At 45.6% G+C, this 25,528-nt stretch carries 32 protein-coding genes; all 32 read left to right on the forward strand.

Annotation, left to right across the window (positions count from 1 at the left end; translation table 11 throughout):
* Positions 1-156 precede the first annotated feature (156 nt).
* On the forward strand, positions 157-522 hold the full coding sequence (gene flgB, locus MUN34_RS04500; protein WP_247856947.1) for a flagellar basal body rod protein FlgB: 366 nt from the start codon (positions 157-159) through the stop codon (positions 520-522).
* A 3-nt stretch (positions 523-525) separates the two neighbouring features.
* Positions 526-924: a flagellar basal body rod protein FlgC gene (gene flgC / locus MUN34_RS04505; protein ID WP_026828004.1), complete on the forward strand. Its 399-nt coding sequence runs from the start codon at positions 526-528 to the stop codon at positions 922-924.
* A gap of 15 nt (positions 925-939) precedes the next feature.
* A complete protein-coding gene (gene fliE, locus MUN34_RS04510; RefSeq protein WP_026828005.1) occupies positions 940-1,227 on the forward strand; it encodes a flagellar hook-basal body complex protein FliE in 288 nt (95 codons plus the stop codon).
* A 28-nt stretch (positions 1,228-1,255) separates the two neighbouring features.
* Positions 1,256-2,824, forward strand: a complete 1,569-nt coding sequence (gene fliF / locus MUN34_RS04515) for a flagellar basal-body MS-ring/collar protein FliF (RefSeq protein WP_247856948.1) — start codon at positions 1,256-1,258, stop codon at positions 2,822-2,824.
* A 4-nt stretch (positions 2,825-2,828) separates the two neighbouring features.
* Entirely contained in the window at positions 2,829-3,836 is a 1,008-nt protein-coding gene (gene fliG / locus MUN34_RS04520) for a flagellar motor switch protein FliG (protein ID WP_026828007.1), read from the forward strand.
* The gene (locus tag MUN34_RS04525; RefSeq protein WP_034769823.1) at positions 3,820-4,542 is read left to right on the forward strand and encodes a FliH/SctL family protein; all 723 of its coding nucleotides are present in this window, start codon (positions 3,820-3,822) and stop codon (positions 4,540-4,542) included. Before fliG ends, MUN34_RS04525 begins: the two co-directional genes overlap by 17 nt.
* Positions 4,535-5,848, forward strand: a complete 1,314-nt coding sequence (gene fliI, locus MUN34_RS04530) for a flagellar protein export ATPase FliI (RefSeq protein ID WP_034769825.1) — start codon at positions 4,535-4,537, stop codon at positions 5,846-5,848. Before MUN34_RS04525 ends, fliI begins: the two co-directional genes overlap by 8 nt.
* Before the next feature lie 12 nt (positions 5,849-5,860).
* Positions 5,861-6,295 (forward strand): flagellar export protein FliJ, encoded by a 435-nt coding sequence (locus MUN34_RS04535; RefSeq protein ID WP_026828010.1) that lies wholly within the window; start codon positions 5,861-5,863, stop codon positions 6,293-6,295.
* Positions 6,292-6,840, forward strand: coding sequence for a MotE family protein (locus MUN34_RS04540; protein WP_026828011.1), 549 nt, complete (start codon positions 6,292-6,294; stop codon positions 6,838-6,840). The genes MUN34_RS04535 and MUN34_RS04540 overlap by 4 nt, the downstream gene beginning before the upstream one ends.
* A 16-nt stretch (positions 6,841-6,856) precedes the next feature.
* On the forward strand, positions 6,857-8,026 hold the full coding sequence (locus MUN34_RS04545) for a flagellar hook-length control protein FliK (protein WP_247856949.1): 1,170 nt from the start codon (positions 6,857-6,859) through the stop codon (positions 8,024-8,026).
* On the forward strand, positions 8,019-8,489 hold the full coding sequence (locus MUN34_RS04550; RefSeq protein ID WP_026828013.1) for a flagellar hook capping FlgD N-terminal domain-containing protein: 471 nt from the start codon (positions 8,019-8,021) through the stop codon (positions 8,487-8,489). Before MUN34_RS04545 ends, MUN34_RS04550 begins: the two co-directional genes overlap by 8 nt.
* Complete coding sequence (gene flgG / locus MUN34_RS04555) at positions 8,489-9,385, forward strand: flagellar basal body rod protein FlgG (protein WP_026828014.1); 897 nt, start codon at positions 8,489-8,491, stop codon at positions 9,383-9,385. Before MUN34_RS04550 ends, flgG begins: the two co-directional genes overlap by 1 nt.
* Positions 9,382-9,618: a flagellar FlbD family protein gene (locus MUN34_RS04560; protein ID WP_026828015.1), complete on the forward strand. Its 237-nt coding sequence runs from the start codon at positions 9,382-9,384 to the stop codon at positions 9,616-9,618. The genes flgG and MUN34_RS04560 overlap by 4 nt, the downstream gene beginning before the upstream one ends.
* Positions 9,593-10,042, forward strand: a complete 450-nt coding sequence (locus MUN34_RS04565; protein ID WP_247856950.1) for a flagellar basal body-associated FliL family protein — start codon at positions 9,593-9,595, stop codon at positions 10,040-10,042. The genes MUN34_RS04560 and MUN34_RS04565 overlap by 26 nt, the downstream gene beginning before the upstream one ends.
* Positions 10,043-10,051: 9 nt before the next feature.
* On the forward strand, positions 10,052-11,035 hold the full coding sequence (gene fliM, locus MUN34_RS04570; protein ID WP_247856951.1) for a flagellar motor switch protein FliM: 984 nt from the start codon (positions 10,052-10,054) through the stop codon (positions 11,033-11,035).
* A gap of 1 nt (position 11,036) precedes the next feature.
* A complete protein-coding gene (gene fliY, locus MUN34_RS04575) occupies positions 11,037-12,167 on the forward strand; it encodes a flagellar motor switch phosphatase FliY (protein ID WP_247856952.1) in 1,131 nt (376 codons plus the stop codon).
* A 12-nt stretch (positions 12,168-12,179) separates the two neighbouring features.
* Positions 12,180-12,545, forward strand: a complete 366-nt coding sequence (locus tag MUN34_RS04580; protein ID WP_026828018.1) for a response regulator — start codon at positions 12,180-12,182, stop codon at positions 12,543-12,545.
* Positions 12,546-12,559: 14 nt separating this feature from the next.
* A complete protein-coding gene (locus tag MUN34_RS04585; RefSeq protein WP_247856953.1) occupies positions 12,560-13,039 on the forward strand; it encodes a flagellar biosynthetic protein FliO in 480 nt (159 codons plus the stop codon).
* The gene (gene fliP / locus MUN34_RS04590; RefSeq protein ID WP_026828020.1) at positions 13,036-13,704 is read left to right on the forward strand and encodes a flagellar type III secretion system pore protein FliP; all 669 of its coding nucleotides are present in this window, start codon (positions 13,036-13,038) and stop codon (positions 13,702-13,704) included. The genes MUN34_RS04585 and fliP overlap by 4 nt, the downstream gene beginning before the upstream one ends.
* Before the next feature lie 11 nt (positions 13,705-13,715).
* Positions 13,716-13,988 carry a flagellar biosynthesis protein FliQ gene (gene fliQ, locus MUN34_RS04595; protein WP_012370733.1) on the forward strand — a complete coding sequence of 91 codons (273 nt, stop codon included), beginning with the start codon at positions 13,716-13,718 and terminating at the stop codon, positions 13,986-13,988.
* Positions 13,985-14,752: a flagellar biosynthetic protein FliR gene (gene fliR, locus MUN34_RS04600; RefSeq protein WP_026828021.1), complete on the forward strand. Its 768-nt coding sequence runs from the start codon at positions 13,985-13,987 to the stop codon at positions 14,750-14,752. The genes fliQ and fliR overlap by 4 nt, the downstream gene beginning before the upstream one ends.
* A 1-nt stretch (position 14,753) precedes the next feature.
* Positions 14,754-15,845 (forward strand): flagellar biosynthesis protein FlhB, encoded by a 1,092-nt coding sequence (gene flhB, locus MUN34_RS04605; protein ID WP_247856954.1) that lies wholly within the window; start codon positions 14,754-14,756, stop codon positions 15,843-15,845.
* Positions 15,846-15,859: 14 nt separating this feature from the next.
* Positions 15,860-17,884: a flagellar biosynthesis protein FlhA gene (gene flhA / locus MUN34_RS04610; protein ID WP_247856955.1), complete on the forward strand. Its 2,025-nt coding sequence runs from the start codon at positions 15,860-15,862 to the stop codon at positions 17,882-17,884.
* A 3-nt stretch (positions 17,885-17,887) separates the two neighbouring features.
* The gene (locus tag MUN34_RS04615) at positions 17,888-18,955 is read left to right on the forward strand and encodes a flagellar biosynthesis protein FlhF (protein WP_247856956.1); all 1,068 of its coding nucleotides are present in this window, start codon (positions 17,888-17,890) and stop codon (positions 18,953-18,955) included.
* Positions 18,952-19,806 (forward strand): MinD/ParA family protein, encoded by an 855-nt coding sequence (locus MUN34_RS04620; protein WP_026828025.1) that lies wholly within the window; start codon positions 18,952-18,954, stop codon positions 19,804-19,806. Before MUN34_RS04615 ends, MUN34_RS04620 begins: the two co-directional genes overlap by 4 nt.
* Before the next feature lie 21 nt (positions 19,807-19,827).
* A complete protein-coding gene (locus tag MUN34_RS04625) occupies positions 19,828-21,816 on the forward strand; it encodes a chemotaxis protein CheA (protein ID WP_247856957.1) in 1,989 nt (662 codons plus the stop codon).
* Between the two features lie 11 nt (positions 21,817-21,827).
* Positions 21,828-22,256, forward strand: coding sequence for a chemotaxis protein CheW (locus MUN34_RS04630; protein WP_026828027.1), 429 nt, complete (start codon positions 21,828-21,830; stop codon positions 22,254-22,256).
* On the forward strand, positions 22,249-22,857 hold the full coding sequence (locus tag MUN34_RS04635) for a chemotaxis protein CheC (protein ID WP_026828028.1): 609 nt from the start codon (positions 22,249-22,251) through the stop codon (positions 22,855-22,857). Before MUN34_RS04630 ends, MUN34_RS04635 begins: the two co-directional genes overlap by 8 nt.
* Positions 22,850-23,332, forward strand: coding sequence for a chemotaxis protein CheD (locus MUN34_RS04640; RefSeq protein WP_026828029.1), 483 nt, complete (start codon positions 22,850-22,852; stop codon positions 23,330-23,332). The genes MUN34_RS04635 and MUN34_RS04640 overlap by 8 nt, the downstream gene beginning before the upstream one ends.
* Before the next feature lie 13 nt (positions 23,333-23,345).
* Entirely contained in the window at positions 23,346-24,119 is a 774-nt protein-coding gene (locus MUN34_RS04645; protein WP_026828030.1) for a FliA/WhiG family RNA polymerase sigma factor, read from the forward strand.
* Positions 24,120-24,130: 11 nt separating this feature from the next.
* The gene (locus MUN34_RS04650; protein WP_247856958.1) at positions 24,131-24,586 is read left to right on the forward strand and encodes a hypothetical protein; all 456 of its coding nucleotides are present in this window, start codon (positions 24,131-24,133) and stop codon (positions 24,584-24,586) included.
* A 129-nt stretch (positions 24,587-24,715) separates the two neighbouring features.
* Positions 24,716-25,450, forward strand: a complete 735-nt coding sequence (gene rpsB / locus MUN34_RS04655) for a 30S ribosomal protein S2 (RefSeq protein WP_012370721.1) — start codon at positions 24,716-24,718, stop codon at positions 25,448-25,450.
* Positions 25,451-25,528: the final 78 nt, after the last annotated feature.

Consider the following 25,528-nt stretch of genomic DNA (forward strand, 5'->3'; position numbering starts at 1 on the left):
AGGGTTTAAAAAGTGTAAAATTAACATCTCATTCCCCTTTTTTTGAAAAAACTTCTTTTCAAACATTGACCTATTTGTTTCAATTATTTCAGATATGTTACTAACCGCTTACGGTATAATGCTAAGTTTTACGAGATAAATAGAGGTGGAGGTTGAATGATGAACTGGCTTGGTTCAGATTATACAACGATGACACAGGCCGTCGATCGGACGGTAGCTGCGCAGAAAGTAATCTCAGCAAATATTGCGAACGTCGATACGCCTGGATATAAATCAAAGCGCGTAGTGTTCGAAGATGTCTTGGATTCTGAAATGAAAATGAGTTTAAAACGACACGCAACAATCGGCACTTCAGGAAGTATCGTCGAACAATCGTCTGCAATGCGTAACGATGGGAACGGGGTCGATATTGATCTCGAAATGTCTGAATTATCACGCAACCAGATTGAGTACGAAGCACTGGTCGAACAATTGAACCGGAAATTTTCAGGAATTCAATCTGTCATCCGGGGAGGACGTTAAATCATGAGTATGTTTTCAGGTTTTCATACATCCGCAACGGGATTGACGGCACAGCGTCTGCGACTCGATACCGTATCTGCCAATATCGCCAATGCTCAGACGACACGCGGTGAGCTTGTTAACGGAGAATGGCAACCATATGCCCGCAAATTAGCCGTTTTAAAAGAAACAGGCAATGGCGTGACAGTCAGCGAGATTCGAAAAGATCAAGAACCATTCAAGTTGGAATACAATCCGAATCATCCAGATGCGGATGAACTGGGATACGTTAAAATGCCGAACGTCGATTTATTGAAGGAAATGGTCGATATGATGGGGGCGACGCGTTCTTATGAAGCCAATGTCACTGCGTTGAATGCAACAAAAGCAATGTTAGTCAAAGCGATGGAAATCGGCAAGTAAGAAGGAGATGACACGATGGCGATTCAACCGATTCAAAGTATGCAGATGGTCTTACCGTCTCAATCTGTTGCCAAAACGACACCAAGTGATTTCAGTGAAGTGTTGAGTCAGGCCATGAATGGTCTGAATGAGGCGCAACAAGCTTCCTCGCAAGCACGAGTCGATCTTGCGACTGGAAAAACGACGGACTTACATAACATCATGATCAAAACAGAAGAAGCATCGCTTTCTATGCAACTCGCTATCGAAGTCCGGAATAAGGGCATCGAAGCATACCAAGAAATGATGCGTATGCAACTGTGATTGTTAAGGAAAGCGTGGGAGATGTTTGATGAATGAAGGACTAAAAACGCGCTTTGGCGCATTAAAAATGACATGGCAGGAATGGTCGCTCGTTAAAAAGGCAACGATCATCGGAATCATCTTATTCCTAATTGCAGCTATCGTTGTTGCAGCGATTTGGTTAAGTAAACCAACGATGACACCGCTATACTCGAAATTGTCTCCCCAGGAGGCAGGTCAAGTAACAGAGAAATTAAATGAAGATGGTGTAAAGTCCGAGGTCGTCAGTGGTACAGAAGGTGTGACAATCCTCGTACCGGAAGAAAGTGCAGAAAACTTAAAAGTAGAGTTGGCGACAGCCGGAATACCGAAATCAGGTCAAATTGATTATTCCTTCTTTAGCGAAAACGCCGGCTTTGGAACAACAGATAAGGAAATGAACATTCTCGAGCGGGACACGATGCAAACGGAATTAGAAAATCTGATTACACAAGTCAATGGGATTGATGCTGCAAAGGTCATGATTACATTACCGGAAAAAAGCGTTTTCTTATCAGATAAAGAAGAGACATCAACCGTGTCAGTCGTTTTGACGTCAAGTGCCGGCAGCGACCTGAATCAGCAGACCGTCCAAGGTCTTTATCACCTGATTGCGAAAAGTATCCCGAATCTAAAAGAAGAGAACATTACCATCATGGATCAGTACTTTACGTATTATGAGCCAGGTAAGGGAACTCAGACTGCAGGGGGAACGGATCCGATGCAGTTGAAGAAAACGACAGAAAAAGATTTGCGTCAGCAAATTCAACAGATGCTGTCGGTTGTTCTTGGTCCGCAAAAAGCATTAGTCTCTGTTACGGCAGATGTCGATGTCACGCAGCGTCAAGAAGAACAAAAATTAGTCGAACCGGTTGATCCTGATAAAATCGAGGGGATTGTCACCTCGGCAGAGAAAGTCGCCGAAGCATACACCGGGGCTGCAAATGAAGGAACTGCAGGAACGGGTGAGAATGAGACAATTAACTTCCCGCAAGGTACAGGGACGGCAGGAGATACGAGTGAGAAGACACACGACATCATTAATTACGAAGTTAATCGAATCACAAAACAGATTACCGGTGCGCCATATGAAATTCGGGATTTAGGAATTCAAGTCATCGTTGAGCCACCTAAAGGACAAAATCAAATAGATCCGCAACTTCAAACAGATTTACAGACCATGATGTATTCGATCATTCGTACTTCATTGACGAAGACAGATGCGAAGACGACCTTAACCGATGCAGAGCTGGCGAATAAAGTCGTCGTCATGTCAAGACCGTTTGCCGAGACACCGAAACAGACAGTAACAACGGAAACAACACCGATGTGGGTCTGGTTTGCATTAGGTGCCGCAGCACTGATTGTAGTAGGAGTTATCTTCCTGTTAATACGTAGAAGAAGAACAGCTGAGATTGAGGAACTGGAAGAATGGACACCGATCGAGACAGAGATTCCTGAACTGTCGACAGAGGACACAAGTGAAGGAACGGTCAAACGGAAACAGCTTGAGAAGCTTGCCGCATCCAATCCGGATGAATTTGCGAAGTTGTTACGCACCTGGTTAGCGGAGGATTGATGAAATGAAGAAGTTAGAGATGAGTAGTCGGGAAAAAGCCGCCATTTTAATGATTTCGCTTGGTCCGGAAGTCGCGGCCAGCGTATACAAACATTTGTCTGAAGAAGAAATGGAATGGCTGACATTACAGATTTCGAGCATGAAACGGATTGATCCGGATGAGAAGCTCGAAGTGTTAGAAGAGTTTCACGAATTAGCGACGGCGCAAAACTATATCACGCAAGGTGGTATCGGATTTGCAAAATCCGTGTTGGAAAAAGCACTAGGTGAAGAGAAAGCGATGGAACTCATTTATCGTTTGACATCGACGCTTCAAGTCAGACCGTTTGAGTTTGCCCGCAAAGCAGATTCGAAACAATTGCTGAACTTCATTCAAAATGAACATCCGCAAACGATTGCTTTGGTATTGGCTCATTTGGATCCGGTCAAATCAGGACAGATTCTATCAGAACTTCCGACAGAAGCCCAGTCTGATGTCGCCCGACGGATTGCAACGATGGATCGGATGAATCCAGAAATCATCAGTGAAGTCGAACAAATACTCGAAAGGAATCTATCACAAGCAGGAATGCAGGATTATGCTCAATCTGGCGGAATCGAAGCGGTTGTTCAAGTCTTGAACGGTGTCGACCGGACAACGGAACGAACGATTCTCGATACGCTTGAAATTCAGGATCCGGAATTGGCGGAAGAAATCAAGAAACGGATGTTTGTCTTTGAAGACATCGTTACACTGGATGCACGGGCCATTCAACGGATTATTCGTGAAGTTTCGAATGAAGACTTGTTGCTTTCGCTCAAGGTGTCTTCAGACGACGTGAAGGAAATGGTTTATCGCAATATGTCCCAACGAATGGTCGAATCGTTCAAAGAGGATATGGAGTTCATGGGACCTGTCCGGTTGCGTGACGTCGAAGAAGCACAAAGTCGAATTGTGGGTATCATTCGTCGCCTGGAAGATATGGGAGAAATCGTGGTAGCCCGTGGTGGAGGAGATGATATCGTTGTCTAACGTCATAAAACGTCAAATTGTTTTTGAACGAGATCACCGGACGATAGTTCATCGTACTCCAGAGCAGACTGCTGATCCTGAGCCACTTACGTCATATGATGACATGATGCATGAAGGTCAAAGACAATTAAAACAACAGCAGGATTTGTTGGAACAACGCGAACAATCACAGCGCATGGCTTTGGAGCAAGAACGGATAAAGGTATTAGAAGAAGCAAGGCAACAAGGGCATCAAGAAGGATACCAAACGGGTCAAAATGAAGGTCGAACCTCGTATCAACAACGAATCGAGGAAACTAATCAATTCGCAAGTCGTCTCGAACAGATGTTTTCTGACCGGATTGAGATGATGGAAGACGAATTGTGTGCACTTTCACTTCAATTGACACATCAATTTTTAGAACATTTACATGATACGGATGAAGAAGCATTGTATCAATCGATTCATAAACTGATACTTCAATTCCGGGACCGTGAAAAATTAGTAGTGTATACATCAGCGGAAGACTTTGAAAGGGTCGTATTGTTAGATGAACGACTCCAAACAATTTTAGGTGGAACAACGACAATCAGCTTTAGAATCGACGCTGAACTGGCAGTACGTGATTTTCGTGTCGATTCAGAAAATGGTGCCATTACAGGTGGACTGACTTCTAGTTATGACATGTTATTGAAACAGTTATCCGAGGTGCTGCAAGATGTATAAACTGAAACCATTGCAAGCCGCGATTCGGGATGTTCGTTCAGAAGATTTGGTTCAACATTCCGGTAAAGTCGTTCAAGTCATTGGTTTGATGATTGAATCGCGTGGTCCGACAGCTGTCGCCATTGGAGAACGGTGCTTGATCCGAATACATCGTGGAGACGAAATCGAGGCAGAGGTCGTTGGTTTTCGGGAAGGACATGTGTTACTGATGCCTTATGGTGAGACGACGGCCATTGCACCTGGGTCGATTGTCATCGCAACAGGGAAACCGCTCCATGTTCCTGTCGGAGATGATTTGATCGGGAAAGTCTTAGACGGGCTTGGACGGTCATTAGATGGAAAATCACTGGCACATTTACGGACGACTTCCATTGTCCGTAAGCCACCAAGTCCACTTGATCGTCCGCGAATTGATGAAGTGTTGTCGACAGGCATTCGTGCCATCGATGGTTTATTGACCGTCGGACAAGGTCAACGCGTCGGATTATTCGCAGGATCAGGTGTCGGTAAATCAACATTACTCGGTATGATTGCCAAACGATCGACGGCTGATATCAATGTCATCGCCTTGATTGGTGAACGAGGCCGTGAAGTGAAGGAATTTATTGAAGCGGAGTTAGGTGAGGAAGGCATGAGCCGTTCGATCATCGTCGTAGCGACGAGTGATCAACCGCCACTCGTACGACTCAAAGGCGCCTACACGGCAACGGCGATTGCTGAATATTTTCGGGATCAAGGAAAAAATGTCGTTTTGATGATGGATTCCGTCACACGGTTTGCTATGGCCCAGCGAGAAATTGGTCTGGCAACCGGGGAACCACCTGCTTCCAAGGGATATACCCCGAGTGTATTCGCCTTACTTCCACAATTGTTGGAACGAAGCGGTAAAACGACAGAAGGTTCCATTACAGCATTTTATACGGTCTTAGTTGACGGTGATGACATGAATGAACCGATTGCGGATGCGGTCCGCGGGATTCTCGATGGTCATTTTGTCCTCGACCGAAATCTCGCCAATAAAGGACAATATCCGGCGATTCACATCCTACGCTCCATCAGCCGGGTCATGAATCAAATTACTTCGACCGAACATAAGGATAGTGCCATTACCTTCAGGCAGCTATTGTCAACGTACCTCGATGCCGAAGATTTAATCAATATCGGTGCTTACAAAAGCGGTACAAATCCAGACATTGATCGGGCTGTTGAAAAGTATCCGGAATTGATCGGATTTTTAAAACAACGGGTGGAAGAGAAAAGTCATTTCGAAGATGGGATGGATCGTTTGATTTCGACAATCCGTTAAGGGGGTGCACGAATGAAAACCATATATGAACGTATCATTCCTTTAGCGGAAGCGGAAAAGGATCGTGTTTCAAAACATACTGCTGAAAAAAAGAAACAATATGAAGTCGAGGTGGAGAAACTGTATCACCTGCTCGTTCGTTATGAAGCGTTTTTGAAAGCACAAAACGAAACAGGGACGGTTGAGTTGCTTGCTTCTCAATACCGTGAACGTGCACGCGATGTTGTCAAACAACAGATCGAACGACAACAGTTATATGTCACACAGGCGAAAAATCAGTATGAACGGGCTCAAGTCGATTTAAAAGAAGCTTTAATTGAAGAAAAGAAATTCACACGACTGCAATCGAATCAATTAGAAGAAAATCGGCGGACACTCGCTTTAGTGGAACAGAACCAAATGGATGAATTAGCATTATTGCAGTTTGGAAGAAGGCGAACGACATGAGTGAGAACAAATCATCAAAACAATGGATTTTGCCTTTATTAATCATCCCATTGTTATTGCTATTATTTACAGCCTATCTCGTATTAAATTATGCTAATGGGCGGCCGATTTTTTCATTGCCTTTTGCGTCAGAAGAAGTAACGAACACGAAGGTAACGTCTTCAAAAAGTTCGGAGATCGAACAACGTTTGAAATTAGCAAACGCTGAAATCAAAAAACTGCGGGCAAAGACGACGGATCAAGCAGAACTCATCCAAGCGAAAGAACAGGAAGTCGTCCGATTGATTGCGGAACGGGATCGACTAAAAAACACGCCGGCTACACCGGCAGCGACTAATAAGCCGACTCCGAAAAAGACTGCTGATGTGACGGATGTCTATGCGGAGATGACGCCGAAAGATGCAGCCAATATTTTTAACGAATTGAGTCCGACCGAAGTCGTCTCAATCATTAAAGAGATCGATGCTGAACAACAAGCGGCCATCATGGCAAAGATGGACCCTAAAAAAGCAGCAGCGTTGACACAATTGCTGGCAGTTCAATAAGGGGTGAGAAAATAAGATGAACTTGACGGATGTACAGCAAACACAAACGGCTAAACCGGTTACGAAGTGGAACGGGAAAGAACTCCCGGCGAATGGCGTTGGAAATTTTGCTTCGCTACTTCAATACTTAGTTCAACCTCTAGCTGAGGGCGTACAGAACCCATCACTGAATCAACAGACAATATCAACTGAAGGGGAGACGAATCTCGAAGTCAAACCGCTGTTGGAACAATTGACCGCACAGCCAGAAAAAGTGTTACAACTTCTGGAGCAACCCGAAGTAGAAGGTATGATACATGATCCAAAAAAAGCGACGGAGCTGATTCAGTTCATTAAGACGATACAAGACGGACAGCCAGGAAAAGCGATAGAGTTATTCGAACAATTCCCAGCTTCGCTCCAACAAGTACTTGCAACGGTGATGTCGACCGTCGTCGGCGTCGCTAAGGAACACGTGAAATCAAATGAATTACCGGTCGGAATGAATACTCCGGTCATACGGATGACGGACGCTACCGGAATTGCCGTGTCAGCTCCACCGGTGAGTAATCCAACGTTGGTTGATTCTACAGGCGTCAAAAAAGATGCAACTGTGACTCCGTTTTCGAACCGTCTTGTACTTCCCGAACAAAATACATCAACACTGAAAACAAGTGTCATGACTAAAAAAGTGATTGAATCCATTCAGGTAGTTGCCGATCCGGAAGGAAAAGAACATCCTTCACTACTGACCGGATTCAAATTTGAACGAATGACTAGTGCAGGATCAGCAATTGTTCCTCAACCTGTCATGACTACAAGTGTTGATGACCAGCTCATGTCACGGATTGAGGCGGCGATGAAACAAGCGCCCTTTTTAAAAGGTGCGGATGGTTCGACGAGAATGTCAATCCGATTGTACCCAGAACAATTAGGTGAGGTCGTCATCCAGTTGGATAAAAAAGACGGCTTATTGACGGTAAAACTTTTCGCGGCGACGGAACAAGCGAAACAACTGTTGGATCAGCAACTCGGAAAGTTACATACGTCGTTGCAACCACAAGCACCACTCGTCAAAATCGAAACCGGGATGTTAGCAGCGAGCGTCAAAGATTTTGACCAAGGTTTACCGCAAGAACGACGGGAGCGTCAGCAAGAGGAACCTGTCCCGTACGAGGAAGAACCAGAGGAGGATGAAGATGACTGAATCCATCAAAAATGATACGTCTTCTTATCAGTTACCGGAGAAAACGAAAGTACCATCCAGTAATTCGATGGACAAAGACATGTTCATGAAAATCCTGATTGCCCAACTGTCCAATCAAGACCCGACGGCACCGATGGAAGACAAAGAGTTCATCTCTCAGATGGCCCAGTTTTCTTCTCTTGAACAGATGCAATCCATCGGTAAAGGAATCGAGACGATGATGTTAAATCAACATGCAGCGGCTTTGATGAACTACAGTAATCTGATTGGTAAAAATGTCAGTTATGAAGGTGAGACTGTCACGAAAGATGCGACAGGCACAGATATCACATCGACTGGTAAGGTTACGGCAAACGTTCTTAGTGTAAAACGTGACGGTGTTGATGTCGTTGCCGAGTTATCGAATGGGAAAAGTGTCAGTGTCTACGAATTGACTGAAATCAAAACAAAGGAGGAAAAATAATGTTACGTTCAATGTATTCAGGAATCAGTGGGTTAAAGAACTTCCAAACAAAGTTAGACGTCGTCGGGAATAACATCGCCAACGTCAATACATTTGGTTATAAAAAAGGCCGTGTCACGTTTAAAGATCTTGTCAACCAATCGGTTGGTTCAGCGTCTGGTAATGGTGGAGGGGTCGGTGGGACAAACCCGAAACAGGTTGGACTCGGCGCCTCGATGTCGACAGTCGATAACGTTTATAATCAAGGAGCGTTACAAAATACAGGTCGAACGCTTGATGTCGGGATTTCCGGTGAAGGATTCTATCAAGTTTTAACTGCAGATGGTGTACGTTATTCTCGTTCCGGTAACTTTTATACAGATCTTCAAGGGAATATCGTAACGGGAGACGGGAATTATCTCGTAGGATTGTCTGATCCACCACCTGCCAACCCGGGTCAGCCACCTGCTGATCAAGCAAACCTACCTGCAAACCAATACAATGCTCAGGGTCAAATCACAGGAAAAGTAAATAATGGATATATGAAATTACAAATTCCGACGGGAGCACAAAACTTAGCAATCGGAAAAGATGGATTGGTCACATTTGTTGATGGAACGGGTAACTTGCAACGAGTTGGTTACGTATCAATGGCGAATTTTGCTAACCCGGGTGGTCTTGAAAAATCAGGAGTGAACTTGTTTGCTGCTTCTCAAAACTCGGGTATCGCAGCTACTGGAACACCAAGCACAAACGGTCTTGGTCAATTAACATCCGGAACACTTGAAATGTCGAACGTCGACTTATCGGAAGAGTTTACGGAAATGATCATCGCCCAACGTGGATTCCAGGCGAACACACGAATCATCACAACGTCGGATCAAATTTTAGAAGAACTCGTTAACTTGAAACGATGATTACTTTAACGACATTACGTGAAACGCCGCTCGTCTTAAATGCAATCTTAATCGAAGCGGTCCGGTCGACACCCGATACGACGATTCAGTTGGTCGGGGGACAGACTTACGTCGTCAAAGAAACATTGGAAGAGGTAAAAGCAGCCACAATCGATTTTTACCGACAAGTCGGTTTAACGGGCTTGAACAGTGCTAGGAGGCTCGAAGATGGCAGAAGAAAAGAAGAAGAGTAAGTTGAAATTACCACTCATCATGGTCGTCGTCGCCATCATGATGGTAGGCGCCGGTTACATGCTTTCGAAATACTTGTTAACGAGTGATCCGACCGAAGCGAAAGTCGAACAACCGACAGGCGCAGAACTCGAAGAACGAAGTTTTCAGACAGACGATTTAACGACGAACATTGCAGACGAACGCTTCTTAAATGTTCAGTTTACAATCGTTACGGATGACGTGGCGACGCGGGAAGAACTAGAATTACGAAAATTTCAAATCAACAATATCATCTTAGGAGATTTAGCTTCGATGAAAAAACAAGATTTAGATTCCAAACAAGACATGGCGAAACTCGAAGAAAAATTACGGGGGCAATTTAAAAAGCTTCTGCAAGAAGGCGATGTTCAACGTGTCTACACGACGAAAAAAATCATCCAGTGAGGTGGCCGCATGAGCGAAGTATTATCACAACATGAAATTGACGCCCTGCTATCAGCCATTTCAAGCGGAGATATGGAAGTCGAGGAAATACGCAGTCAAGAAGAAGAACGCCGCGTGAAAGTGTATGACTTTAAACGGGCGTTACGATTCTCAAAAGACCAAATGCGAAACTTAACGCGGATTCATGAACAATTCGCACGAGTCTTAACGACCCATTTCTCAGCACAGCTTAGAACATACGTCCAGTTTACAGTCAATACGGTCGAACAACTGCCTTATGATGAATTCATTCATTCAATTCCGAATATGACCTTGATTAATCTCGTCAATCTTCATCCGTTAGACGGACGAGTCATTTTCGAAGTGAATCCGAACATCGCTTATGCGATGCTTGATCGACTGCTTGGTGGACCGGGTGAAGGCATGAATAAGATTGAGAACTTGACGGAAATTGAAACCCGGATTTTGACACAGTTATTCAAGCGCGCCTTTGTCCAATACGGAGCAGCCTGGGAATCGATTGCCGAAATCGAAGCCGAGTATGACGATTTGGAAATCAATCCACAATTTCTTCAACTCGTCTCACCGAATGAAACGGTCATTCTCGTCTCGATCTACGTAACGGTCGGAGAAGTGAGCGGAACACTTAACGTCTGTCTACCGTTCGTGACGCTAGAACCAATCATTCCGAAACTATCGAGTCACTTTTGGATGCAGCAAGAAAAACGAAAGTCAGCCGATAACCAAGAGTCAGAACATATGCAAGCACAGTTGATGGGATCAATCGTCGATTTGAAAGCAGTGCTCGGCCAGACGGAACTTTCGTTTGGAGAGTTGTTACACCTCGAGGTAGGCGATTGCCTGTCCCTCCAGACACGTACATCCGATCCGGTTGAATTGTTCGTCGATGACCGGAAAATGTTCAAAGCGCGGCCTGGTCTGAACGGGAAGCATCTCGCTTTACAAGTCTTACAACGAATTGAGGAGGAATAACATGAGCGATATGCTTTCGCAAGATGAAATCGATGCATTATTACGTGGGACCCCATCGGCTGAAGAACCAACCGATACCGGTTCAACGGATGACTTACATCAATTGGATGAGATGGAAATTGATGCACTTGGAGAGGTCGGGAATATCTCGCTAGGGAATTCTGCGACGGCGCTGTCCGCGTTATTGAATCAAAAAGTCGAAATCACGACACCACACGTGCGGATGATTACGATGGAAGAACTGCGGAGCCGTTATCCGATTCCACACGTCGCCCTTCGTGTCGGATATACAGAAGGATTCAAGGGAGAAAACGTTTTGATTTTGACACAACGGGATGCTTCCGTCATTGCGAACTTGATGATGGGCGGCGATGGTGTCGTGGACGAGAGCCTTGAGATGGAACCGATTGCGTTATCCGCCGTTCAGGAAGCGATGAACCAGATGATGGGGGCGGCTGCGACCTCCATGTCGACCGTGTTCTCGATGCGGATCGACATCTCACCTCCGGCAGTCGAAATTTTCGATTTCTCGCAGGAAAAAACAATTGTTGATAGTTTCTCGTTATGGGAGAGCATGGTCATCATCGAATTTGATTTGAAAATCGGTACGTTGATCGACTCGAAAATCGTACAGTTGGCACCACTTGAATTTTCCAAACAATTGATTCAGAAATTATTCAATGCCAGTACGACAACGACCGAACCAGCGCCAACAGCTCAAGTCCCTGCACCAGAAGCGGTCCGGGAACAGCCGGCTGCGTCTCAGCCACAGCCGGAACCGCGGTATGAAGCACCACCAGAACACAAAAAAGAGCCGGTTGGGGTGAGTCCTGTCCAATTCGGTCAGTTTTCTGAAGTGCAACAAGAGGGTCCACCCGGTAACATCGGTATGCTCTACGACGTACCGTTGAATGTCACAGTTGAATTAGGACGGACACGCCGTTCAGTTCGGGACATTCTAGAACTGACACAAGGATCGATTATTGAATTGGATAAATTAGCAGGGGAACCCGTTGATGTGTTCGTCAATAATACATTGATTGCAACGGGAGAAGTCGTCGTCATCGAAGAGAACTTCGGTGTCCGGATTACAGAGATCGTCAATACAAAAGAACGTCTGCGGATGTTCTAAGGAGGAAATAGGATGAGTGCAAAAGTTTTGATTGTAGATGATGCAGCTTTCATGCGAATGATGATTAAGGAAATTTTATCAAAGAACGGATATGACGTCGTCGGTGAGGCAGAAAACGGTCGTGAAGCAGTTTCGAAATATAAAGAGTTAGCGCCAGATCTCGTCACACTCGATATCACGATGCCGGAAATGGACGGGATTTCAGCACTAAAAGAAATCAAAGCCTTTAACCCGGCTGCTAAAGTCATCATGTGTTCCGCAATGGGACAACAATCGATGGTTATCGATGCGATTCAAGCCGGAGCAAAAGACTTCATCGTTAAACCGTTCCAGGCAGACCGCGTCCTCGAAGCCGTTTCGAAAACCATTTCATCATGAGAAGACTGACCTGTTTGACCTGTCTTCTCCTGTTCCTACTAACGCATCAGGTCGGTGCGGAAACAGTGGAAGAGAAGCTTAACCCATCTAAGAAAAATGAACCTACAACACAACAGGTCGACGGGTCATCGACAGTCGTCACGGTCGTCAAGATTGTCGTGACGCTTGCAGTTTTGATTGGTGGATTTCTTCTTGCTGTCCGTTTCATCAATGAACGGACAAAGGGAGTCCGTCAATCGAGCCGCCTGTCCCATCTCGGTGGTGTCCCGCTTGGCAAAGATCGATCCGTTCAGCTCGTGAGGGTTCACGGTAAGATTTATGTTGTCGGTGTCGGTCAGAACGTTGAACTGCTTGATACGATTGAGGAAGATGACGAATGGTTAGCCACACAAGATGTACCAGACAGCACATCACATACGTCAAATGCGTCTCCGTTTCTGGAATCGTTTAAGCAACAGCTCGATCAATTCCAAAAGAAACGAGGACAGTCATGACGACGATTGAAAACTTGATTTCCTTGGATACACCGTCCGGGACGGCGACTTCCGTTAAATTATTGGTCTTACTTACGCTGTTGTCCTTAGCACCGTCTTTACTGATTTTGATGACTTGTTTCACACGCGTCATCGTCGTCTTATCCTTTGTGCGTTCTGCTCTAGGGACACAACAAACGCCGCCTAACCAATTGCTCGTCGGACTGGCATTGTTCATCACATTGTTCGTCATGGCGCCTGTCTTGACGGAATTAAATACGACGGCGCTCCAACCGTACATGGATGAAAAAATCAGTCAAGATGAAGCCTTTGATCAAGCAGGCGGTACGATGAAACGATTCATGTCTCAGTACACCCGGAGCAATGATTTGGAACTTTTCTTGAAGTATGGCAATTACGACAAGCCGGAGAAAGTGGAAGATATTCCACTTGTCGCGTTAGTACCGGCTTATGCCATCAGTGAGTTAAAGACGGCATTTCAAATCGGTTTCATGATTTTCATTCCGTTCCTCGTCATCGATATGGTCGTCTCGAGTGTCCTGATGTCGATGGGGATGATGATGTTACCACCGGTCATGATTGCCTTACCGTTTAAATTATTATTGTTCATTTTAGTAGATGGTTGGCATTTGATTGTCGAATCACTACTCGTCAGCATGCGATAGGGAGGGACGACATGACGCAGGAAATGATTATTCAATTAGCCAGCTCGGCTGTATGGACCTTGTTAAAGGTGTCAGCTCCGCTCTTGCTCGTCTCACTCGTCGTTGGACTTCTCGTCAGCATCTTGCAGGCGACGACCCAAATCCAAGAGCAGACCTTATCCTTTGTTCCGAAGATTGTTGCCGTTTTTTTAGCACTCGTCTTTTTTGGACCATGGATCATGGAAGAACTCAAAACGTTTACGATTGAAATTTTTAAACAGATCGCAGAGGTTTCACGGAAATGACGTTACTGTCCTTTGTCAGTGTTTTTTTACTTGTATTTGGTCGACTTGTCGGATTTTTAGTGGCTGCTCCTTTGTTCTCATCAAAGCAGTTACCCGCCCAGCATAAGTTGGCAATCGCTGCAGGACTCGCTTATTTTGCCAGTTATGCGGTCAAGACGACAGTTCAAGTCGATGATATCGATTTCTTTTTTCGAATGGGAACAGAAGTCATCATCGGGCTGGCACTTGGTTTGCTCGCCAGTTTTTTACTGTATGCGCCACAAATGGCTGGATCGATCATTGATTTACAGATGGGGCTGGCGATGGCATCAGCATATGATCCGATGTTTGGTGGTCAATCGCCGATCGTCGGTCGATTTTTTTACATGTTGACACTCCTCGTGTTGCTGGCGTCAGATATGCATTTGATTTTACTGGATGGTATCTATACGAGCTTTAAAATTTTTCCGCCCGGTAGTGCGATTCATGTTTCCGGAGAAGCCGGCATGAGCTTAGTCGTTCGTGTCGTGGGGCTAGCCATGCTCACGGCCCTTCAAATGGCGATGCCACTTGTCGTCGCCTTATTTTTAGTCGACTTGGCGCTTGGTTTTTTAGCGAAAACCGCACCCCAGTTCAATATTTTTGCGATTGGATTTTCCGTCAAGCTATTGATGGGTTACGCGATTTTGTTTTTACTCGCCGGAGCGACCATTACTGGGATCTCCCGATTTGTTCCATTATTACAAGAAGTATTGTCCGATGCGGTTCACTTACTAGGAGGTTGAGATGGGAAAATACACATTAACACTTGACCTCCAGTATTTTGCGGGCGAAAAGACGGAAAAAGCATCGCCCCGAAAACGCGATGACTCTCGAAAAAAAGGTCAGGTCGCAAAGTCGGCTGATTTAACAAGTAGTTTGATGTTGTTTGGCATGTTCTTGATTTTATTTTTCTTTGGTCCGTTTCTAGGAAAACGGTTCGTCATGGTGTTAGAGCATGGACTTAGTGCTCAAACGGTTTTAGTCGCTGTCGAAGAAGGACGTGTTCAGGAAGTCATGATTGAAATGTTGGTCCAAATGAGTATTCTCGTGGCCCCATTCTTTCTGACAGCCGTTATCATCGGCATTTTAGGAAATTTTATGCAAATCGGAGCATTGCTCAGCGCGGAATCAATCCAACCGAAACTTGATCGGATCAATCCCCTGCAAGGAGTCAAACGAATCGTCAGCATGAAAGCATTGATTGAATTCTTGAAATCTGTTTTTAAACTGCTTGTCATCGGTGTGACGAGCGGAACCGTCTTATGGAATAACAAAGTAGAAATTTCACGTTTGACGTCAGAACCGATTGGTGACGCCTTGGCGATTATCGGTCATCTGACTTTCCTGTTGGGGATTTCGGTCAGTATCGCGTTGATTGTCCTTGCTGTCCTTGACTTTGCTTATCAAAAATTCGATTTTGAAAAGTCGATTCGGATGAGTAAGCAAGATTTAAAGGATGAACATAAGAATACGGAAGGTGATCCGCAAATCAAAGGGAAAATTAAACAGCAACAACGGGAGATGGCCATGCGGCGTATGATGCAGGAAATACCGAATGCCGATGTTGTCATTACAAACCCGACCCATTATGCCGTCGCGATTCAATATGATGACGGCAAACATGCCGCACCAATTGTCGTCGCCAAGGGAGTGGATGCTGTCGCATTCCGGATTCGGGAGAAGGCGACAGCAGCTGAGATCCCGATTGTTGAAAATAGACCGCTCGCACGAGCATTATTCGCAAAATCAGAAATAGGAATGGCAGTGGATGAATCATTTTATCAGGCACTCGCTGAAACACTTGCCTTTGTCTATCAAATGAAACAAGCGAAATGAAAGGATGAAGCATCATGACCATTTCAACACGAGATTTATCTGTCCTGCTAGGCGTCATTATGATTGTCTTCATGCTCGTCATTCCACTGCCAGGATTTTTACTCGATTTTCTTATTATCATCAACATTTTAATTGCCTTAATGGTCTTACTTGTTGCGATGAACGCGAAGGAAGCATTGGAATTTTCTGTTTTCCCGACACTCTTACTGATCGTAACCTTGTTCCGGTTGGCACTGAACGTCTCAACGACCCGGTCGATTCTCTCGAACGGGAACGGTGGGGAAGTCATTGAAGCATTCGGTGATTTCGTTGTCGGCGGAAACGCCCTCGTCGGGTTCGTCGTCTTCCTGATTCTTGTCTTGATCCAGTTTTTGGTCATCACAAAAGGATCCGAGCGGGTATCGGAAGTATCCGCCCGCTTTACGCTTGATGCGATGCCCGGAAAGCAGATGGCAATCGATGCCGATTTGAACTCCGGCATGATTGATGAATTGCAGGCCCGGACACGCCGCCAAAAAATCCAGTCGGAAGCTGATTTTTACGGCGCGATGGACGGAGCATCAAAATTCGTTAAAGGAGATGCGATTGCCGGTATCATCATCGTCATCATCAACTTGATTTTCGGAATGATCATCGGTGTCGTCCAACAAGGATTACCGATGGGAGAGTCCGTAAAGCTGTATACGCTGTTGACGGTCGGTGACGGGCTGGTCAGTCAAATCCCGGCCTTGTTGATTTCTGTCGCAACCGGAATCATCGTCACCCGTTCGACTTCTGACGGCAATTTAGGGGAAGATATCGTCGGACAGCTGTCACGGACGCCGCTCCTCGTCATGATTGGAGCCGGCGCAATTTTCCTGTTAGGACTTTTTACTGCAATTCCCGATTACGTGACGATTCCTGTCGCGGCTGCAGCAGGCTTCTTCGCTTGGCGATTAACACGAACGTCAAAAGCAGCGCAAGAAGAAGTGGCTGTCGAAGAAGCACCAACTGAAAATCTGCGATCCAGCGAATCGGTCATTTCGCTCTTAAACGTCGATACGATCGAGTTTGAATTTGGCTATGGTTTGATTCCACTTGCCGATGAAGCACAGGGTGGGGATTTACTCGACCGGGTCGTCATGATCCGGAGACAGTTGGCACTTGAACTTGGATTCGTCTTACCGACGGTCCGCATTCGCGACCATCTGCAACTCCCGCCAAACCATTACCGGATAAAGATTCGCGGAAGTGAGATGGCAACCGGTGAACTGTTGCTCGATCATTATCTGGCGATGAGTCCGGGTGTCGATGATCCGGAAATCCAAGGCATCGAGACAGTTGAACCCGCGTTCGGAATGCCGGCGTTATGGATTGACGAGCGGACGAGAAGCCGGGCCGAGATGTCCGGATATACGGTCGTTGATCCGCCGTCTGTCGTCGCGACACACTTAACCGAACTCTTGAAAAAGCATGCGGCCGATTTACTCGGTCGAGAAGAGACAAAACAGCTGGTTGATCATTTGAAGGAGTCGCATCCGATTTTAGTCGACGAAGTGACACCACAGTTGTTGTCGATCGGCGAATTACAAAAAGTATTCGTGCAGTTATTAAAAGAAAAAATCTCGATTCGAAACTTACCGCTCATTTTTGAGACACTCGCTGATTATGCAGCGGTGACGAAAGATAGTGATTTGTTAGCCGAATATGTCCGTCAAGCGTTGTCTCGACAAATTACGGAACAAGTCTTACAAGGAGACGTATTGCATGTCGTGACGGTATCGAGTGAACTGGAGATGGATATCCAGTCGGCGATTCAAAAAACGGAGTTTGGAAATTATTTGGCGCTTGATCCGGATAAAGCAACACGTTTCATCGAGTCATTAAATGAATTGACGGCAGAATTCGAACGATACGGGGCTCAGCCAATCGTCTTGGCATCTCCAAGTATCCGGATGTTTGTTCGTCAATTGACAGAACGTTATTTCCCGGACGTGCCCGTTCTGTCCTATAACGAACTGATTCCGACAATTGAAGTCAAGAGTATTGGGGTGATTTAACACATGATGGTCAAACGAATTATCGCAAATTCTGTCAGCGAAGCGATGGAACTGGTCAAACAAGACTTAGGAAATGATGCCATCATTTTAAACACGCGTCAGATCAAAGTGGGTGGTTTGTTCGGCTTATTTGCACAAAAAAAAGTTGAACTCGTCGCCTCGGTGGAAGAACATCCGGTCGTCAAAACAGCACAGCCTGTAAAACAGATCTCGGCTGAGCTACAGCCAACTAAGCCAGCAGTTCAAAGTCGTCCGCCAACGATGGAATCGCTAAGCCCGAAGATTGTCTCGTTCGCTTCACGGCGATTGCCGGAAGCGCTTAGCGCATACGAGGTGTTGCTCGCTGAACCGGCTCTGCAGCATGAGGCGGAGGCACTCTATGATTTGTTAGTGTCAACCTATTACAAGACCAATGACTTGAGCCAGGTCGAACAAGCATTCATCACGACCTTGACCACCCCTATCCAAGTCACGACGGCAACTTCCCGTTTCATCATGGTGACAGGACCGACGGGAGTCGGGAAAACGACGACACTTGCAAAACTGGCTGCGTATTACCGTCTCACGAAACAACAAACCGTTGGATTGATTACGACGGATACATACCGGATTTCAGCCATCGAACAATTGCGTACTTATGCAGATATCATCGATATTCCGCTACGCGTCGCCTATGATTTACAGGAATTTGAACAAGCAAAAGCCGAGTTGTCAGACTGTGATGTCATCTTGGTCGACACAGCAGGGCGAAATTTTCTTGACGCAGGTTATGTCGAGCAGTTAAAAAAACGGCATGATTTTTCAGATACGGATGTGTTTCTTGTACTCAGCTTAACGTCAAAATACCGTGATTTAGAACAGATTCAACAACGGTTCGATCAAGTACCGCTGTCTGGTTTCATTTTTACCAAAGCAGATGAAACAACAGATTTGTGGTCGATTTACGGACTTGTGAAAAAGACGCAGTTGCCTGTGTTTTGTCTGACGACGGGACAAGAAGTGCCTGAAGACATCATCTGGCCGACAAGTGCAGAAGTTTCCCGAATGATTGTAGAAAGAGGGTTAAGATGATGCCAGAAGATCAGGCACGTGCGCTAAGATCAAAAGTTTCAGTACGGCAGACCAAAACCATTGCCATCGTCAGCGGCAAAGGTGGGGTCGGGAAAACGAATGTCGCGGTGAATCTGGGTGTCGCGCTATCCTTACAGGCTAAAAAAGTATTAATCATTGACCTGGATATCGGCATGGCGAATGTCGGTGTGCTGCTCGGGAAATCGTCCAAAGTCTCATTAATGGATTGTGTCAAAGAGCGGTCACCCCTAAACCAAGCCGTCGTCGAAGCGACACCGGAGTTGCATTTCATCCATGGCGGAAGCGGATTCACCGAACTGATGGATCTGACGGATCATGATGTCGAATTCATGATGAGCGAGTTCCGGTTTTTCTATGAATATGATTTCGTCTTACTTGATTTAGGTGCCGGTGCAACACATCAGACTTTTGATTTCATCAGCAGTGCGGATGAAGCATGGCTGGTCGTGACTCCCGAACCGACTTCCATCATGGACGGATATGCTTTTGTCAAACTTGCCCATCACCATGCCAATGAACTTCCCGTCGCTGTCATCGTCAATCGGGCGACGAACGGACAAGAAGCACTTGAAACGTTTGACCGGTTACAACAGGTCAGTCAGAACTTTTTGGGAAAATCGTTGCGTTTCGTTGGTTTCTTGCCGGATGATCCGACTGTCATGAAGGCAGTTAAAGCACAGCGACCATTTTATGTATTTGATCGGACAAGTGATGTCAGTTGGCGACTCGACCATATCACGACATCGCTGACAGGACTTCAGGTCCAGGAACAGAAATTTTTAGACCGGTTACTGAATCGTTTGAAAAAACGGCATAACCGTGTCCGCTAACCATAAAGGAGGATACGTTCCATGGATTTAAATGAATATTTAGGATTGTTTCTTGATGAATCGATTGAACATTTACAAGCCATTAACTCGAGTTTGCTGATTTTTGAACAACGACTCGATGATGAAGCCGTCATCGATCAAATTTTCCGATCCGCTCATACGTTAAAAGGCATGTCTGGAACGATGGGATATGATGCGATTGCCGATTTAACACACGAAATGGAAAGTGCACTTGATTTAGTCCGTTCAAAGACACAACCTGCAACACCTGAATTGATTGATGTATTGTTTGTCGCAGCTGAACAGCTGGAAACGATGGTCGAGGATATCAGTCAAGGCGGTACCGGAAAGCTTGATGTGACAACAACCGTCATTCGTTTGAAGCAGTTCATCAATGCGGATTCGGAACCAAGTCAGGATACGGTCAAACCTGCAGCAACAGTCATGAAAAACTTTGAGTGTGACGTCTACTCCGAGTCCGTTGTTCGTCAATCGATGGCTTCCGGTTATCAGGCCTATGTCATTACGGTGGAATTATCGGCGGATGTCATTTTGAAGGCAGCGCGTGTGTATATGGTATTTGACCGATTACAAAACCTTGGGGATGTCATCTTGTCGAATCCGACTTCGGATGAACTGGAACAAGAACAATTCGAGACCCGTTTTGATGTCTTGTTCGTGACGATGAAGTCTGCCGAAGACATTCAGGATGAAATCAAATCCGTTTCGGAAGTCGCTCAAGTGTTAATTCAGCCATTCGAGGTGTCGATCGAACCAGCAGCAGCGGCGACGTTGCTCGAACCGGTTGAAACTCCGGTCGTCAGTCCAACGTCGGATACTTCCAACGAGACACAAACACCGATTGCGGCAAAAACGATTCGTGTCAACCTCGAGCGGATTGATCGATTGATGAATCTATTTGAAGAATTCATCATTGATCGTGGACGCCTCGAGCGGATTGCGGCAGAAGCCGGTTCTTCTGATTTAACGGAGACGGTTGAACGGATTAAACGCGGAACAAATGAATTACAATCACTTGTCCTGACGCTACGGATGATGCCAATCGAACAAGTCTTCAATCGTTTCCCGCGGATGGTGCGTTCGGTATCGAAAGATGTCGGAAAAAACATCAAGCTCCACATTACAGGAGCGGAAACGGAACTCGACCGGACGGTCATTGATGAAATCGGGGATCCACTCGTCCACTTGATCCGAAATGCTGTCGATCATGGAATTGAAAGTAAAGCCGACCGGATTCTAGCCGGAAAAGCAGTCGAAGGAAATCTGTCACTCCGGGCCTATCATTCCGGAAACCGTGTCTTTATTGAAATCGAAGATGATGGCGCAGGGATTAATCAGGAACGGGTGACGAAAATCGCGCTTGAAAAAGGATTGTTGACTGAAGAAGAAGCAGCGTTGTTGACGTCGGAAGAAGCGGCGATGTTGTTGTTCGCTCCTGGATTCTCGACGGCAGAAACGGTCACCGATTTATCAGGCCGTGGTGTTGGCTTGGACGTCGTTAAATCTAAAATCGAATCACTCGGTGGAGAAGTCTTCGTCGAGACGAAACGCGGAGAAGGAACGATTTTCAGAATCAGTTTACCGCTGACGTTATCGATTATTTCTGCGATGCTTGTCAAGCTGGGAGAAGAAACATATGCGATCCCATTAACGGCCATCCTTGAAACGACATCGCTGAAGCAGGACGCCATTTTGCAAGCCCACCGGGAAAAAGTGTTCGATTTCCGCGGTCAGCTCGTTCCATTGATTTCATTAAATCAAGTGTACGAATTACCACACGTGGAGGCAGATGCCTATTCTGTCGTCGTCGTAAGAAGCGGTGAAAAATTAGCAGGGTTAATAGTCTCAGAACTGATAGGACAACAGGAAATCGTCATGAAACCGTTAGGAAGTTATCTCGAGGGGATTCGTGCGATTTCAGGTGCGACGATTCTTGGTGACGGACAAGTTGCGTTAATCATTGACAGCAATGCACTGTTACGAAAGTGAGGGAATGAAGAATGGAACAAAAATGGGTCGTCTTTCAATTAGAAGAAAATGCATATGGAATTGATGTGCAATCGGTTCGTTCAATCGAACGTGTCATTCCGATCACACGTATCCCAAATGCCGCATCCTATGTCAAAGGTGTCATCAACTTACGTGGAGTCGTTACACCCGTGATTGATTTGCGGACACGTTTAGGATTTGAGGCCGTCGAGGAGACAGAAGAAACGCGTATCATCATCGCAACACTTGAACATGGAGATGCAGGGTTTATCGTGGATTGTGCAAATGAAGTCGTTGAAGCAGCAGATGTCCGGATTGAACCGTTGGCGGATTCAAAACAAGACGAGACAAATTATTTAACGGCCATTGCTAAAGGCGAAGATCAATTATTCTCTTTACTCGAACCAAACCGTTTATTTGAAGAGATCATCCATGCTTAATCGAATGGAACAGGATGTCTTTCGAGAAATCGGTAACATCGGGGCAGCACATGCGGCGACCGCTTTATCCACATTGCTGGGACAACCGGTTGAAATTGAAGTCCCTTCAGCAGATTTAGAAGGATTCTCGACCATCATCGAGCGGGTCGGGGGTGCTGAAGCCTATACAGCAGGAGCACTCCTTCGATTTTCCGGAGATATTAAAGCGTCCTTATTATTTTTAATGCCGCTTAAGGATGCTGAAAAGCTCGTTTCACAATTGTTGCAACAGCCGTTTCAATTTTTCTCGGACCACCATGCACTTGGTGTTTCGGCATGGGAAGAGATTGGGAATATCTTGATTGGAGCTTATGCCCGTTCGATTTCCGATTGGTTGGATTTGTCCGTCCACGTCACGGTCCCGGCCTCTGCTTTTGATATGGTGGGAGCAATTTTGGAAGTTGCCTTACTTGAGTCAACAAAATTTGGTAACATGGCAGTATACATCGATACACGTTTATCCAGTTCAGGTAATGATTTGAATGGTCATCTATTGTTATTACCTGAAGAAGGTGCCTTTCATTCGGTGTTTCAACGATTGGGTGTGGATATTGATGGATGAAGTCGTTCGGATTGGAATTGCAGAATATGCAGTCAGCCAAAAACCAATCATTCTTCGGACGGCTGGTTTAGGTTCTTGTGTCGGTGTGATTATCTACGACCAAGAACGTGGACTGTCGAGTATGGCACACGTCATGTTGCCGGACTCGGCAATCAGTCGGAATATCGCACTGGAAATCGGAAAATTTGCCGATACGGCTGTCGTCGAGTTGACACGTCGTCTTCGTCAAAGTGGAGCAATCCGTCTTCGGGCGAAAATTGCCGGTGGTGCACAGATGTTTCAATTTAAATATGAACATGAATCGATGCGAATCGGTGAACGAAATATTGCGGCTGTAAAATTGGCTTTACGAAAAGCGAACGTCCCACTCGTTGCGGAAGACGTTGGTGGAACAAATGGTCGAACGATCGAGTTCCATTCTCAGACTGGTCGGTTAGTTATCCGGACAGTCAACGTCGGAACGCTGGAAATTTAGAGGAGGAATGGTCATGCGTGAGGAATTACAACAACTTTGGAATCAGTGGCTGTCGACGCGTGATATAGCAGTAGCTGACCGGTTACTGCAAAATTATGAACCTCTTGTGCAATACCACGTTCAGCGTCTCAGCGCGACACTTCCGAAAAGTGTCGATCGTGATGAATTAAAAAGTCTTGGGATGATGGGGTTGTATGATGCCCTTCAAAAGTTTGATCAAAATCACAACAATAAATTCGATACGTATGCGGCATTTCGTATTCGTGGTGCCATTTTGGACGGATTACGGAAGATTGACTGGCTACCCCGTTCGTTACGAGAAAAATCGAAGCGGGTCGAAGCCGCTGTCGAGATTTTAGAACAGAGTCTTCAACGGACACCGACGATTGATGAAGTTTCGTCGATTGTTGATATGAATCCGGAAGAAGTCAAGACGGCACTGGCTGAGAGCTATTTTGCGAATATTCTATCGATCGATGAAGCAGTAACGCTTCAAGACGAAGGGAAATCGATGGCTGTTTCCTATCTGGATCCGGACGCAGCGACACCTGAGGATACGCTTTTGATGCGGGAGCTGATTTCAAAACTTGCGGAAGAAGTGGAGCAGTTGTCCGAGAAGGAACAATATGTCGTGTCGCTCTTTTACTTTGAAGAACTGACATTGACGGAAATCGGGGAAGTACTCGGCCTATCCACTTCACGAATTTCACAGATTCATTCGAAAGCGCTTCGGAAACTGAAACAAGCGTTAGGGAGTGCCTATCTTTCTGACCGCGTCGCGATGTGAAAGGACATACCATGACACTTTTTTATATTTTATTAGCAGCACTCATTTGCTACGGTCTTTTATTATTATTTAAACAACAAGCGCTCTTGAAGGACCGCGTCACACATCTTGAACGACAGAAGCAGGAAACGGAAGAAATTCTGTTACAATTCATGCAACAGGTGAATGAGTTGACGGACGGGGAGGAAATATCCCGCCCGTCGGCTACTGTCCAACAAGAATGGAAAGGTGAGGTCGTTGCAGCAGAAGAATCAGAGCGACCTGATCATTTATCTGAACCGGTAAAAGTGCCTTCAAAAGAAGATAAACCGGACGACCGGGGGGAAGAATCTCCTCTGTTAGATGTGAAAGATCAACTCGACAAAGGTGCTGATTTAGATCAATTGGCACGTTCGCTGAATCGTGGAGCAGGAGAAGTGGCATTGATTGCTAAACTTTCTCGGAAAACGAAGGTTGCCCGGCGCTAAACTTTATGCTATATTAGTCTACGGTGTTAATTACGCACGCATGTATCGCCGGCTGCGGTGCCTTTAATAGGTTAGCTGGAACAACGATCATCGCGGAGGACATCCAAAACCCAAAAGGAGGAATTCATCATGGCAGTAATCTCGATGAAACAATTGTTAGAAGCTGGTGTACACTTCGGTCACCAAACACGCCGTTGGAACCCAAAAATGGCAAAATACATCTTCACAGAACGTAACGGAATCTACATCATTGACCTACAAAAAACGGTTAAAAAAGTAGACGAAGCTTACAACTTCATCCGTGAAGTAGCGTCTGAAGGCGGAAACGTTCTTTTCGTTGGTACGAAAAAACAAGCTCAAGACACTGTGAAAGAAGAAGCGATCCGTGCTGGTCAATACTTCATCAACGAACGTTGGTTAGGTGGAACACTCACGAACTTCTCGACAATCAAAAAACGTATCAACCGTTTAAAACAACTCGAAAAAATGGAAGAGAACGGTACATTCGAAGTTCTTCCTAAAAAAGAAGTCATCATTCTTAAAAAAGAAATGACTCGTCTTGAGAAATTCCTCGGCGGTATCAAAGATATGCCAGGCGTTCCAGATGCACTCTTCATCGTTGACCCACGCAAAGAGCGTATCGCGATTGCAGAAGCACACAAACTCAACATCCCAATCGTTGCGATCGTTGACACAAACTGTGATCCGGACGAAATCGACTACGTCATCCCAGCAAACGACGATGCGATCCGTGCAGTCAAATTGCTTACTGGTAAAATGGCTGACGCAATCCTCGAAGTTAAACAAGGCGAAGATAACGTAGCACCTGAAACTACTGAAGAAGTAGTAGCAGACGCTGAGTAATTCGTGATGCCAGGTGATAAAGGGAATTGACCTTTTATCACCTTTTTTTTGAAAATAAGGACGTTATAAGGAGGAATA

It is taken from the genome of Exiguobacterium sp. 17-1 (assembly GCF_023096305.1).
Lineage (GTDB): Bacteria > Bacillota > Bacilli > Exiguobacteriales > Exiguobacteriaceae > Exiguobacterium_A > Exiguobacterium_A sibiricum_A.